The organism is Lampropedia puyangensis, from assembly GCF_004833285.1.
GTDB classification, from domain to species: Bacteria; Pseudomonadota; Gammaproteobacteria; order Burkholderiales; family Burkholderiaceae_C; genus Lampropedia; species Lampropedia puyangensis.
This window is the reverse complement of record NZ_STFG01000009.1, coordinates 32,975-45,877: the sequence shown is the minus strand read 5'-3', so window position 1 is coordinate 45,877 and position 12,903 is coordinate 32,975. Positions and strand designations below refer to the sequence as shown.

The 12,903-nt window shown below is 51.9% G+C and carries 19 protein-coding genes and 1 pseudogene; 4 read left to right on the top strand and 16 right to left on the bottom strand.

Going from position 1 to position 12,903, the window contains the following annotated elements; translation table 11 throughout:
* Positions 1-42: 42 nt before the first annotated feature.
* From rpsD to E9531_RS09520, 16 genes are all read right to left on the bottom strand, one after another.
* On the bottom strand, positions 43-666 hold the full coding sequence (gene rpsD, locus E9531_RS09595; protein ID WP_136573542.1) for a 30S ribosomal protein S4: 624 nt from the start codon (positions 664-666) through the stop codon (positions 43-45).
* 87 nt (positions 667-753) lie between these two features.
* Positions 754-1,152: a 30S ribosomal protein S11 gene (gene rpsK / locus E9531_RS09590; protein ID WP_136407822.1), complete on the bottom strand. Its 399-nt coding sequence runs from the start codon at positions 1,150-1,152 to the stop codon at positions 754-756.
* 29 nt (positions 1,153-1,181) lie between these two features.
* A complete protein-coding gene (gene rpsM / locus E9531_RS09585) occupies positions 1,182-1,535 on the bottom strand; it encodes a 30S ribosomal protein S13 (protein ID WP_136573541.1) in 354 nt (117 codons plus the stop codon).
* A gap of 16 nt (positions 1,536-1,551) precedes the next feature.
* Positions 1,552-1,665: a 50S ribosomal protein L36 gene (gene rpmJ, locus E9531_RS09580; RefSeq protein ID WP_136407824.1), complete on the bottom strand. Its 114-nt coding sequence runs from the start codon at positions 1,663-1,665 to the stop codon at positions 1,552-1,554.
* Positions 1,666-1,696: 31 nt separating this feature from the next.
* A complete protein-coding gene (gene secY / locus E9531_RS09575) occupies positions 1,697-3,010 on the bottom strand; it encodes a preprotein translocase subunit SecY (protein WP_136573540.1) in 1,314 nt (437 codons plus the stop codon).
* Positions 3,011-3,061: 51 nt separating this feature from the next.
* A complete protein-coding gene (gene rplO / locus E9531_RS09570) occupies positions 3,062-3,493 on the bottom strand; it encodes a 50S ribosomal protein L15 (RefSeq protein WP_136573539.1) in 432 nt (143 codons plus the stop codon).
* A 10-nt stretch (positions 3,494-3,503) separates the two neighbouring features.
* Positions 3,504-3,686, bottom strand: a complete 183-nt coding sequence (gene rpmD / locus E9531_RS09565) for a 50S ribosomal protein L30 (protein WP_136407825.1) — start codon at positions 3,684-3,686, stop codon at positions 3,504-3,506.
* Positions 3,687-3,697: 11 nt separating this feature from the next.
* Positions 3,698-4,219, bottom strand: a complete 522-nt coding sequence (gene rpsE, locus E9531_RS09560) for a 30S ribosomal protein S5 (protein WP_136573538.1) — start codon at positions 4,217-4,219, stop codon at positions 3,698-3,700.
* A 12-nt stretch (positions 4,220-4,231) separates the two neighbouring features.
* Complete coding sequence (rplR, locus tag E9531_RS09555; RefSeq protein WP_136573537.1) at positions 4,232-4,585, bottom strand: 50S ribosomal protein L18; 354 nt, start codon at positions 4,583-4,585, stop codon at positions 4,232-4,234.
* An 11-nt stretch (positions 4,586-4,596) separates the two neighbouring features.
* Positions 4,597-5,130 carry a 50S ribosomal protein L6 gene (gene rplF / locus E9531_RS09550; RefSeq protein WP_136573536.1) on the bottom strand — a complete coding sequence of 178 codons (534 nt, stop codon included), beginning with the start codon at positions 5,128-5,130 and terminating at the stop codon, positions 4,597-4,599.
* 23 nt (positions 5,131-5,153) lie between these two features.
* Positions 5,154-5,549, bottom strand: a complete 396-nt coding sequence (rpsH, locus tag E9531_RS09545; RefSeq protein WP_136407829.1) for a 30S ribosomal protein S8 — start codon at positions 5,547-5,549, stop codon at positions 5,154-5,156.
* Between the two features lie 20 nt (positions 5,550-5,569).
* Positions 5,570-5,875: a 30S ribosomal protein S14 gene (rpsN, locus tag E9531_RS09540; protein WP_136573535.1), complete on the bottom strand. Its 306-nt coding sequence runs from the start codon at positions 5,873-5,875 to the stop codon at positions 5,570-5,572.
* Positions 5,876-5,883: 8 nt separating this feature from the next.
* On the bottom strand, positions 5,884-6,423 hold the full coding sequence (rplE, locus tag E9531_RS09535) for a 50S ribosomal protein L5 (RefSeq protein WP_136573534.1): 540 nt from the start codon (positions 6,421-6,423) through the stop codon (positions 5,884-5,886).
* Positions 6,424-6,759, bottom strand: coding sequence for a 50S ribosomal protein L24 (gene rplX / locus E9531_RS09530; RefSeq protein ID WP_136573533.1), 336 nt, complete (start codon positions 6,757-6,759; stop codon positions 6,424-6,426).
* 8 nt (positions 6,760-6,767) lie between these two features.
* Complete coding sequence (gene rplN, locus E9531_RS09525) at positions 6,768-7,136, bottom strand: 50S ribosomal protein L14 (protein WP_136407833.1); 369 nt, start codon at positions 7,134-7,136, stop codon at positions 6,768-6,770.
* 280 nt (positions 7,137-7,416) lie between these two features.
* Positions 7,417-9,255: an extracellular solute-binding protein gene (locus E9531_RS09520; RefSeq protein ID WP_136573532.1), complete on the bottom strand. Its 1,839-nt coding sequence runs from the start codon at positions 9,253-9,255 to the stop codon at positions 7,417-7,419.
* Positions 9,256-9,354: 99 nt separating this feature from the next.
* Here E9531_RS09520 and fabI point away from each other — a divergent pair, with 99 nt between their 5' ends.
* From fabI to E9531_RS09500, 4 genes and pseudogenes are all read left to right on the top strand, one after another.
* On the top strand, positions 9,355-10,143 hold the full coding sequence (gene fabI / locus E9531_RS09515) for an enoyl-ACP reductase FabI (RefSeq protein ID WP_136573531.1): 789 nt from the start codon (positions 9,355-9,357) through the stop codon (positions 10,141-10,143).
* An 80-nt stretch (positions 10,144-10,223) separates the two neighbouring features.
* The gene (locus E9531_RS09510; RefSeq protein WP_136573530.1) at positions 10,224-11,207 is read left to right on the top strand and encodes an ABC transporter permease; all 984 of its coding nucleotides are present in this window, start codon (positions 10,224-10,226) and stop codon (positions 11,205-11,207) included.
* A complete protein-coding gene (locus E9531_RS09505; protein WP_136573529.1) occupies positions 11,204-12,073 on the top strand; it encodes an ABC transporter permease in 870 nt (289 codons plus the stop codon). Before E9531_RS09510 ends, E9531_RS09505 begins: the two co-directional genes overlap by 4 nt.
* Positions 12,070-12,873 (top strand): annotated as a pseudogene (locus E9531_RS09500) (ATP-binding cassette domain-containing protein); the annotation flags it as partial. The gene E9531_RS09505 and the pseudogene E9531_RS09500, both read left to right, overlap by 4 nt.
* Positions 12,874-12,903: the final 30 nt, after the last annotated feature.

Genomic DNA, 12,903 nt, shown 5'->3' with positions numbered 1-12,903 from the left:
CCGCGAGCAAGTCGCGGTTCAATGAGGAGAATGAAAACCCGATCAACGTGAATACAATTCAACGATCAGAGATTCATTGATGTCTGCGCCGTATTCGTCGCGATCAGGAGACTTCTTGAAGGTACCTTCAGCTTTGTCAACAGCCACTTCAACCCAACCTGGGAAGCCAACTTGTTGAGCCAGTTGCAATGCTTCTTGCACACGCGCTTGACCACGTGATTTCTCGCGCACAGCAATAACGTCACCCGCCTTGACTTGGTAAGATGGGATATTGACTTGCTGGCCATTCACCAAAATAGCTTTGTGAGAAACCATTTGACGCGCCTCGGCACGTGTAGAGCCGAAACCCATGCGATAAACCACGTTATCCAAACGCGATTCGAGCAAAGACAACAAGTTAGCGCCTGTATTACCACGGCGACGGTCGGCCTCGGCAAAGTAACGACGGAATTGTTTTTCCAGCACGCCATACATACGACGTACTTTTTGCTTTTCACGCAACTGCAGACCGTAATCAGATGTACGGCTACCTGAGGTACGACCATGCTGACCTGGCTTAGTGTCGAACTTGGCTTTATCAGCGATAGAGCGACGTGCGCTCTTCAAGAACAGATCGGTGCCTTCGCGGCGGGACAGTTTGGCCTTAGGCCCAATATAACGTGCCACTTGATTTCCTTTGATTCAACTACTGCACATTGAAAATGCAGGAGCCGCCGATGTCATACAACACCGGCGGCGGTGGTCTTGCAACGATTAGATACGACGACGCTTTTGAGGGCGGCAGCCGTTGTGAGGAACAGGCGTCACATCTGCAATAGATGTAATGCGAATACCCAACGCACCCAACGCACGAACAGAAGATTCGCGACCTGGGCCTGGACCTTTGATTTCAACGTCCAGATTTTTAATACCATGTTCAATAGCTGCACGACCAGCCACTTCAGACGCTACCTGAGCAGCAAATGGAGTGGATTTACGTGAACCCTTGAAACCCTGACCACCAGAAGAAGCCCAAGACAACGAATTGCCTTGACGATCAGTAATGGTGATGATGGTGTTGTTGAACGACGCATGGATGTGAGCAATACCGTCAGCAATATTCTTGCGAACTTTTTTGCGCACACGCTGCGAGGCGGAAGAACCTTTAGCCATTGTTATCCTTCAATGCCACTTACAGTGATTTATTTGACGCCTTTGCGCGGACCCTTGCGAGTACGAGCATTGGTACGTGTGCGCTGGCCACGCATAGGCAAGCCACGACGATGACGGAAACCGCGGTAGCAACCAATATCCATCAAACGCTTGATGTTCATGGTTGTTTCACGACGCAAATCACCCTCAATCGTAAACAAGGCGATTTGATCGCGGATTTTCTCGAGATCCGCATCAGTCAAATCTTTGACTTTTTTGGAGTACTCAATCCCAGATGCTTCGCAAATCTTGCGAGCACGGGTGCGACCAATACCATAAATTGCCGTCAAGCCAATTTCTGCGTGCTTGTGCGGCGGTACGTTAATACCAGCAATACGTGCCATATACGTCCTTTAATCCTCAACCTTGGCGCTGCTTGTGGCGCAGGTCTGTACAAATCACACGCACGACACCATTGCGGCGAATGACCTTGCAATTTCTACACATCTTCTTTACAGAAGCCGATACTTTCATCACTAACTCCCTAAACTTTCAATACAAACTGTTAGCGCCCCGCAGGCTTGAAATTGGTTTTCTTCAAAACCGACTCATACTGCTGCGACACCACATAGTTCTGTACTTGCGCCATGAAGTCCATAGTTACAACAACCAGGATCAACAACGAAGTGCCACCAAAGTAAAACGGAACGTTGTACTTTAGAGTTAAGAACTCAGGAAACAAACAGACTGCAGTGATATAGATTGCGCCAGCCAATGTCAATCGGGCCAGAATTTTATCAATATATTTTGCAGTTTGCTCACCAGGGCGAATACCCGGCACAAATGCTCCACTTTTCTTCAGGTTATCTGCTGTCTCGCGGCTATTAAAAACCAAAGCGGTATAGAAGAAACAGAAGAAAATAATGGCAGAAGCCAGAAGAAGCACATAGATCGGTTGACCTGGTGTCAACTTCGCTGCGATATCCCGCAACCAACGCATCGAGTCGCCTGTACTGAGCCAACTCACCAAGGTTGCCGGCAACAGGATAATCGATGAAGCAAAGATTGGAGGAATCACCCCCGCCATGTTGAGCTTCAAAGGCAAGTGCGAAGATTGCCCCGCATACACCTTATTCCCAACCTGACGTCGCGCATAGTTAACCAAAATGCGCCGCTGACCTCTCTCGACAAAAACCACAAAGTAAGTCAAGGCCACAACCAGTAAAGCAATAATCAACAAGGTGACAATGCTCATTGCTCCGGTACGAACCAACTCCAAGGTTCCTGACAATGCATTAGGCAAACCAGCAGCAATACCAGCGAAGATCAGTATGGAAATACCATTACCGATACCACGCTCAGTGATTTGCTCACCCAACCACATCATGAACAGTGTGCCAGCAGTCAAAGAAACCATAGTAGTCACTTTGAAACCAAAACCCGGCGTAAAGACCAAGCCTGGCTGACTCTCCAACATGACCGCAATCCCCATGGACTGGAACAAGGCCAAAACCAAGGTCAGATAGCGTGTGTACTGGGTAATCTTACGGCGCCCCGCCTCCCCTTCTTTCTTCAGTGCCACCAAGGTAGGCACTACATAGGTCATTAATTGAATAATGATCGATGCAGAAATATAGGGCATGATCCCCAAGGCCAGCACGGAGAACCGCGACAAAGCACCACCGGAGAACATGTTAAAGAGATCAAGAATACCTTGCCCACCCGAGAACATTTGTTCCAGTTGAGCAGGATTGATCCCTGGGACAGGAATATGCGTGCCGATCCGATAAACCACTAGCGCAAGCAATAAAAAGACAAGCCGGCGACGCAAGTCGCCAAACTTGCCTGACTTTGCCAATTGAGCAGTGTTTGTTGCCAAAATCAAGCCTCATTCACAAAGGTTAGCGGTGCAATTGCATCCATTAATACTTTAAGCCAAGGAGCCGCCAGCAGCCTCAATAGCCGCCTTTGCACCAGCAGTTGCACCAATACCTGTGAGCTTAACCGCTTTGGTCAATTCACCGGATTTGACAACTTTCACGACTTTCGCAATAGAGCGCACCAAGCCTGCTTCCTTCAAAACCAGAAGATCCACTTCAGCCAAACCCAAACGATCGAGCTCAGACAAAGTCACTTCTGCATTGAATTTCAGCGTTGTGGATTTGAAACCACGCTTAGGCATGCGACGCTGCAAAGGCATTTGACCGCCTTCGAAGCCCACTTTGTGGTAGCCGCCTGAGCGAGATTTCTGCCCCTTGTGACCACGACCTGCGGTCTTACCCAAGCCAGAGCCGATACCGCGACCAACGCGGCGTTTAGCGTGCTTGGCACCCTCTGCGGGTTTGATGGTATTGAGTTGCATCATCTACCTCTTACAGAACTCGGACCAGATAGCTGATCTTGTTAATCATGCCACGCACTTCTGGCGTGTCTTGGAGTTCGCTGACGCTATTGAGTTTGCGAAGACCCAGGCCACGAACAGTCGCGCGATGCGATTCCTTCGTACCAATAGGGCTGCGAACCAGTTGGACCTTGACGGTTTGGTTTGTAGACATCTTTACACCTCTCAAGCCAACAGATCTTCTACCGACAGACCGCGCTTAGCAGCGATTTCTGAAGGAGTAGTAGAGCGATTGAGCGCATCCAGAGTTGCACGAACCATGTTGTAAGGATTGGAAGAGCCATGGCTTTTGGCCACGATGTCTGTAATACCAACCACTTCAAACACAGCGCGCATTGGACCGCCGGCGATAATACCAGTCCCCTTGGGAGCTGGAGCCAACATCACGCGAGCTGCGCCATGCTGACCATGTACACCATGGTGCAATGTGCCATTCTTCAAAGACACTTTGATCAGGTTACGACGGGCTTCTTCCATGGATTTCTGCACTGCTGCAGGCACTTCCTTGGATTTGCCTTTGCCCATGCCGATGCGGCCATCGCCATCACCAACCACAGACAGGGCAGCAAAACCCAGAATACGACCACCCTTAACCACTTTTGTGGTACGGTTCACGGAGATCATTTTCTCCTTGAAACCATCGTCACGGGCTTCTTCTTGCGCTCTCGCTTGGTTTTTAGTAGCCATTGTTAGCCTCAATCAGAACTGCAGGCCTGCTTCACGAGCAGCCTCTGCCAATGCTTTAACACGGCCATGATATGCAAAACCTGCACGATCAAACGCCACCTTTTCGACGCCAGCAGCCTTAGCCTTCTCAGCAATACGCTTGCCTACTGCAGATGCACCATCAGCTGTACCGCCTTTGATGGAACCACGCAGTTCGCCTTCCAGCGAAGAAGCGGATGCGACAACTTTGGCGCCATCTTCGGAGATGACAGTCGCGTAAATATGCTGATTGGTACGATGCACAGTCAAACGTGCCACGCCTTGCTTGGCAATGCGGATACGAGTTTGACGGGCACGGCGCAAACGCTGTTCTTTTTTGTTCAACATCTTGCAGCCCCTTATTTCTTCTTGGTTTCCTTGATCGTGACGACCTCATCCGAATAACGGATACCTTTACCTTTGTAAGGCTCAGGAGGACGCACTTCGCGCACAACAGCAGCAAACTGACCCAGAACCTGCTTATTCGCGCCCTTGAGCACGATCTCTGTAGGTGTTGGTGTTGCAGCCGAAACGCCTTCAGGCAATACAAATTCAACAGGGTGAGAGTAGCCAACAGCCAGATTCAACTTGTTGCCACTAACAGCAGCCTTGAAACCCACGCCGACCAAATTGAGCTTACGCTCAAAGCCCTTGGTCACGCCGATCACCATGTTGTTAACCAATTGGCGCAATGTACCTGCCAGAGCATCAGCTTCACGCGAATCATTCGCTGGCGCGAATTTCACTGCACCAGCTTCTTGACTCACAGTAACCAAAGCGTTTTCAGCAATAGCCAGTTGGCCACCAGTACCTTTGACTGCGATCTGACCATCTTTGATGGCCACTTCTACACCAGCGGGAATCACCACTGGCAATTTTGCAACTCGAGACATTTCAGTATTCCTCCAATCCCGAATTACGCAACGAAGCACAAAACTTCACCACCGATACCGGCAGCGCGCGCTTTGCGATCAGTCATTACGCCTTGCGGTGTAGTCACAATAGCCACACCCAAACCATTCATCACTTGAGGAATAGATTTGCTTGGCTTGTACACACGCAGACCAGGTTTACTAACACGTTCGATGCGCTCAATCACAGGACGACCAGCGTAATACTTCAGATCAACACTGATATCTGCTTTAGCACCATCACGCACCACCTCGAAACCGTCGATATAGCCTTCATCCTTCAACACTTGAAGAATCGCCAATTTCAACTTCGAAGAAGGCACAGACACTTTTGCCTTATTGACCATTTGCGCATTGCGAATGCGTGTCAACAAGTCAGCAATAGGATCACTCATACTCATGATTAATATCTCCTACTTGCTTACCAGCTTGCCTTGATGACACCAGGGATGTCACCAGACATGGCCAACTCACGCACTTTTGCACGAGCCAGACCGAATTGACGGAACGTGCCACGTGGACGACCAGTCAACTCGCAACGATTGCGCTGACGAGTTGGATTGGCATTACGAGGCAACTTTTGCAGCTCCAAACGAGCAGCATAGCGCTCTTCTTCACTGCGCTTGGCGTCATCAACGATCGCCTTCAGCTCTGCACGTTTAGCGGCAAACTTGGCCACCAACTTCTCGCGCTTGAGTTCTCTTTCAATCAATGCTTTTTTAGCCACATTGCACCTCAATTCTTGAACGGGAAGCGGAAAGCAGCCAGAAGCGCCTTGGCTTCATCGTCCGATTTCGCTGTTGTGGTGATACTGATATTCAGACCACGCAGAGCATCCACCTTGTCGTACTCGATCTCAGGGAAGATGATCTGTTCTTTGACGCCGACGTTGTAGTTACCACGACCGTCAAAAGATTTGCCAGAAATACCACGAAAGTCACGAACACGAGGCAAAGCCACTGTCACGAAACGATCCAAGAATTCGTACATACGAACACCACGCAGTGTCACCATGCAACCGATTGGCTGACCTTCACGGATTTTAAAACCCGCAATCGCCTTACGTGCCTTAGTGACAACAGGCTTTTGACCAGCAATTTTGGTCAAATCAGCCACAGCGTTGTCCATAATTTTCTTGTCAGCAACCGCCTCACCAACACCCATATTCAGGGTGATCTTGGTAATGCGAGGCACTTCCATTACAGACTTGTAGCCAAATTTTGTTGTCAGATCGCCGACAACTTTCTCACGATAGAAATCTTGAAGACGAGCCATTTATGCCACCTTGATCGCTTCGCCACTAGAGCGGAATACACGCACGCGACGCTGACCTTTGTCAGCAGCGAGATCTACCTTGAAACCTACGCGATCAGCTTTGCCAGTCGCTTGATTGAAGATAGCCACGTTGGATTGATGGATTGGCATGGTCTTGCTGACGATACCGCCAACTTCACCCTTCATTGGATTAGGACGCACGTGCTTTTTCACCACGTTCACACCCTCGATCACCAAGTAATTCTCATCCTTGCGAGACAGAACCACACCACGCTTGCCTTTATCGCGACCGGCCAACACGATGACTTCATCGCCTTTGCGAATCTTGCTACTCATGCCACACCTCAAATCACTTCAGGAGCCAAGGACACAATTTTCATGAAGCGCTCAGTGCGCAATTCACGAGTGACCGGGCCAAAAATACGGGTTCCGATTGGCTCAAGCTTGGCATTGAGCAAAACTGCTGCATTGCCATCAAACTTGATCAGCGAGCCATCTTGACGACGAATGCCCTTGGCAGTACGAACCACCACAGCGCTATACACTTCGCCTTTTTTAACGCGACCACGAGGAGCCGCCTCTTTGATGCTCACTTTAATAATGTCACCGACGCTGGCATAACGGCGCTTGGAACCACCCAACACCTTAATGCACAACACAGACTTAGCACCTGTATTGTCGGCAACCTCTAAACGAGATTCTGTCTGGATCATTTGATTTAATTCCCAACTTAACCTGCGCTCATGAACAACAGCCATTTCAACGTGAACGCCAAAATACCATTGCCACACAGTCAGTCTTGGACCCGTCGCTTTTGCGCGCTCACCCAAAGCAAGCACGCATCCACGTTTGGGCAGAAAACTTCGCCCGATTTAGACGAAGCTGCATATTGTCTACGAGCAAAAGAACAAAGTCAACAAATAATTAGGATGCCTTGTCCCATCTCGGCAACATTCCAATGCATCCTTCCTCAAGAATGCTTCTCTTTTTGCTTTATTGATACCACCAGGTTGACATCGCCCAGACATCAAAACGCACCACATATGCAGGCATAGGGGAATGAAATTGCAATAGTCGAGCGTTGTAGACCGCCCGAAATGTCGCGGCATACCACTGTGGTATCAATATCGCCTCGGCTACAACGATCCGCTCGAGCGCCCTACACCCAGCCAAAAACTCTTCATGTGTTTGCGCACTGCTCATGTGGTTGATTACGGCATCAATGGCGGGATTATTAATCCCTGCAAAATTGTATGACCCCTCCGTAATCGCAGCTCCAGTGCCAAACAAATCAAGATACTCTTGCCCGGGGTTATGCGTCAGGCCACCAAGATTCAATGACGTGATATCAAAATCAAACTGCTGGGTTCGCTGCAAGTACAAAGCATAGTCCACCGCACGGAAGCGCAAAGTAATTCCCAGCTTTTCCAAATTGCGAATCCAAGGGGCAACTGCCCGAATAGAAGAGGCATTGCTATCCATCAACTCCAGTTCAAGCACTTGATTGTCTGCATTACGCAACACTCCTTTAGCATCCAGTCGCCAACCTGCTTGTGCCAGTAGTGCTTGTGCCTGTCGCAAATTAGCCCTGAAGCCGTCTGGTGACGTATCCGTACGAGGAGGAGGCTCAACGGGCTCGAACACCGCAGCCGGCAGGCTCTTACGCCACGGCTGCAGCAACGCCAACTCCTGCGCCGAAGGAGCTCCTTCTGCCTGACACTGCGTGTTTCCAAAGATCCCACGTACGCGCTGATACGAACCAAAAAACAAACGCTGATTGAGCCACTCGTAATCCAGCGCGAGATTCAATGCCTTGCGCACACGGGCATCCTGCAAAAGCGGACGCCTTAAATTTAAAAAATAACTCTGAAACCCTGCAGGGTTATGGTGTTCAAACTCCGCCTTGACCAACTCACCCGAATCAAATTTGCGCCCCTTGGTGCGCCGCGCCCAATCCCCTGCGCTAAAAAACTGCATCGCATCGAACTCCCCCGCCTTTAATGCCTCAAGCCGCGCTGTTGCATCTTGGTAGAGTCGAATGGTGACGCGATCGAAGTTGTAACTGCCCACGTTGACATTCAAATGCGCCCCCCAGTAATTCGGATCACGCACATATGTAATGTCACGACCAAAAACCACCGGGCCGATGGTATAAGGACCACTGCCAATCGGCGTATCCATCACCACTTCATCGAATGGCTTGCGCACACCATCAACAACGCCCCAATCACGACTGAAAACCGGCATTCCACCAACCGTTAATGGCAAGTCACGGTCGGGGCGTTTGAATTCAAAACGCACAACGCGCTCATCCACAACGACCACCCGCTTGACCTGAGCAAAGACAGACGCATACAGTGGAGCAGCCTGAGAACTAATCAAGGTCTCATAACTGTATTTCACATCTTCAGCCAGAACTGGCTTGCCATTATGGAAGCGAGCCTCTTGCCGAATCACAAAGGTGGCAGACAACCGATCTGCAGCCACATCGACACTCTCAGCCAGCAGCCCATATCCCGTGGCGGTCTCATCCATAGACAGCGTCAACAAAGACTCGAACATCAACTCCAGCAAGTTCGACGGCGCAGAACCACGCATGGTAAATGGGTTGTACTTGTCAAAACTCGAACGAGCCAAGCCACTGATAAGCCGAATCTCACCGCCTTTGGGCGCGAGGGGGTTGACGTAATCAAAGTGCGTAAAACTGGATGGATATTTCGGCTCTCCCCACTGCGCATAGGCATGCGCCGCCCAGGATGGTGCAGAGCCAAGCAAACACACCAGCGTGGCAAGCGCTGCAAAAAGCCTAGAGAATGGGGTATGCGTGTCCATGCGACAATTCTGCCTGAGTTGCGCGGCCCGCTCATATTGGTAGCGTATTGAACGCTTAGGGTCAACGCACATTACAAACAACACAAGAAGGAGTGTTTCATGGGTTTTCTCAGTGGCAAAAAGTTGCTGATCACGGGTGTTTTGTCCAACCGCTCTATTGCCTACGGCATTGCCAAAGCCTGCCATGAACAGGGCGCCGAACTGGCGTTCAGCTATGTGGGTGAACGCTTCAAGGATCGCATTAGCGAGTTTGCCGCTGAATTCAACTCCACACTGGTCTTTGATTGCGATGTGGCCGATGATGCGCAAATTGACAAGCTCTTTGCCGATCTGTCTGCACATTGGCCCACATTCGACGGCTTTGTGCACAGCATTGGCTTCGCCCCACGCGAAGCCATTGCCGGCAACTTTCTGGAAGGCCTCTCACGCGAAGGCTTTCGCATCGCGCATGACATCAGCGCTTACAGCTTTCCAGCTTTGGCCAAAGCTGCGATGCCATTTCTGAATGAACGCGCATCACTCATCACCCTGTCGTATCTTGGCGCCATTCGTGCGGTACCGAACTACAACACAATGGGCCTAGCCAAAGCCAGTTTGGAAGCAAGCGTGCGCTATCTGGCAGAAGCCGTTGGGCCACAAGGCATTCGCGTCAACGGCATCAGCGCAGGCCCAATCAAGACATTGGCTGCTAGCGGCATCAAGGACTTCGGCAAGCTGCTCTCCAATTTTGCCGATACATCCCCACTGCGCCGCAATGTCACCATTGAAGACGTGGGCAACGCAGCAGCATTCTTGTTCTCGGACTTGGCCTCCGGCATTACATCGGAGATTTTGTATGTCGACGGCGGGTTTAGCCACACCATTGGCATGCCATCGCCTTCAGCCTAAGCAACTCAACGCCACACTAGCCAAGCGCGTCAGCTGCAATCTGACGCGCGCGCAGTCCCGCCTGCATACCAACGCACACCATGCAAGCCTATCTCATCAAGCGGCTCATCACCTTGCTGCTATCTCTTATAGGCGCCTCGGTATTAGTCATGCTTGCGCTGGAAGTGCTGCCAGGCAATGCAGCCCAAGTCATATTGGGTCCTGATGCGTCACCCGAAGCAGTTCAAGCACTCACTCTTCAATTGGGTTTAGACCACCCGCTGTGGGAGCGCTACGGGCTGTGGATTTTCCACCTTCTCCAAGGCGACATGGGGCAGAGCTATGCCTATGACGTTCCGGCCAGCGGCTTGATTTGGGAAAGCCTGCAACTAACCATTCCGCTGGCTGTGTTGGCGATTGTTCTGACCATTAGCATTGCATTGCTGGCTGGCATTTACGCCGCAGCCAGGCACAACAAAACCGGAGACATCGTCACCATGGGGCTCACCCAGATCGGAATGGCGGTGCCCAATTTTTGGTTTGCTATCTTGCTGGTCATGGTCTTCGCCGTGCATCTGAAATGGTTTTCCGCAGGCGGTTTCCCGGGTTGGGGTGCCGCCGCAGGCGGGGGCTTGTGGCCTGCCATCAAAGCCCTGACCCTACCAGCCTTGTCCCTTGCCATGGTCCAGGCAGCCATGCTGGCACGTATCACCCGATCGGCCATGCTGGAAGTGCTGCGTGAAGACTACATCCGCACCGCACGCGCTAAAGGACTCTCGCACACGCAGGTACTGTTTGGACACGCGCTGCGCAATGCCTTGATCCCAGTGGTGACTGTTGCTGGCCTGCAATTTGCAAACTTGCTCGCTGGCACGATTGTGGTCGAAAGCGTATTCCAACTCCCGGGGCTTGGACGACTAATTTTCCGCGCCATTGAAAACCGCGACATGGTCGTTGTGCGCAATTGCGTACTGCTGCTGGCGGCGCTGGTCATCGTCGTGAATTTTCTGGTGGATGTGCTGTACGCCTGGATCGACCCCCGCATACAAACAGCGCATCTGCGCAATGCCCAAGCTTCGCCATGACGCTCTCAACCCCACGCCAGGCCCCTTTGCCAAGCGCAGGCACCCGCATCTTTCGCTCCCCCACGCTGGTGATTGGAGGGGGTTGCACCGCCCTCTTGCTTGCCTGTGCACTGCTCTCGCTGATCTGGACACCCCATCCACCGGGAGAGCAAAACTTCCGCCTTCGCCAAGCACCACCGAGCATGCAGCACTGGCTTGGCACCGACATGTACGGGCATGACACTTTTTCTCAACTCATGGTCGGTGCCCAAAGTTCTGTATTGGTAGGAATCATTGCCGTCTCTATCGGGCTGCTATGCGGAGTTGCCTTGGGATTGCTAGCTGCTTTGCGCAAAGGGTGGATGGAAGAAATCATCATGCGCGTGTCAGATTTGACTTTTGCATTTCCAGCCATCTTGACAGCCATCATGCTGCGCGCCACCTACGGCACAGGCTTGACCACCAGCATACTGGCCATTGGGATTGCCAGCATCCCGGTCTTTGCGCGGGTCACCCGCGCCTCTGCCAACGCATTGTGGCAGCGCGACTTTGTCATGGCAGCGCGTGCATGCGGTAAAGGCCCCTGGGCTATCACGCGTGAACACATTGTTCCCAACTTGCTACCGATTCTGATCGTGCAAGCCACCATCCAATTTGCCATTGCCATCCTGGCTGAAGCGGCATTGTCCTATTTGGGGCTTGGCACCCAATACCCCACCCCATCTTGGGGCAGGATGCTCAGTGAAGCGCAATCCAAACTGTTTGATGCCCCCATGCTGGCGGTTTATCCTGGACTGGCCATTGCCTTGGCAGTGATGGGGTTGAATCTACTGGGGGACGGTCTACGAGATCGCCTCGATCCTCGCCTGACGGGGAGTGCGCGATGACCTGCACCATCGCGCATGCGCCCTTACTGGTCGTTAACGATCTGTGCGTGGAACTCAAGAACCATCCGCACCAAACACCACTGGTGCAGGATGTGCATTTCATCCTTAAAACAGGGCAAACCTTGGGCCTGGTGGGCGAATCCGGCAGCGGAAAATCCCTTACCGCGCTCGCGCTGCTCGGCCTGCTCTCTCCTAACGTCCAAGCCAGCGGTAGCGTTCGCATGCAAGGGCAGGAATTGATAGGCGTGCGTGACAAAACACTGCAAACACTGCGAGGCAATCGCATCTCTATGGTGTTTCAAGAGCCTATGACAGCACTCAATCCGGTACACACGATTGGTGATCAGGTGGCCGAACCGCTGCGCTTGCACAAACGACTCAGTCGGCAAGAAGCACTCAGTCAAGCAACAGCGCTGCTCGACCGTGTCGGCATTGCGCGTGCGCGTGAGCGCCTATCCGCCTACCCGCACCAATTCTCAGGCGGGCAGCGCCAGCGTATCGTGATTGCCATGGCCCTAGCCTGCCAACCCGCCCTGCTGATTGCCGATGAACCAACCACCGCACTGGATGTAATCGTGCAACAACAAATTCTCGATTTACTCGATGAACTTGTGCGGGAACAAGGCATGGGGTTGCTGCTGATTTCACACGACCTAGCGGTCATTTCAGACTACACCGACCACGTTGCCGTCATGACCGAAGGACGCATTGTCGAACAAGGTCCCACAGCCAGTGTTTTTGCAGCCCCCCAGCATGCGTATACCCAGCAGTTGATGCAATCTCGCCAACGCTTAATGGCCTTTAGCTTGAGCGATGAGGGCAGCCCTGCG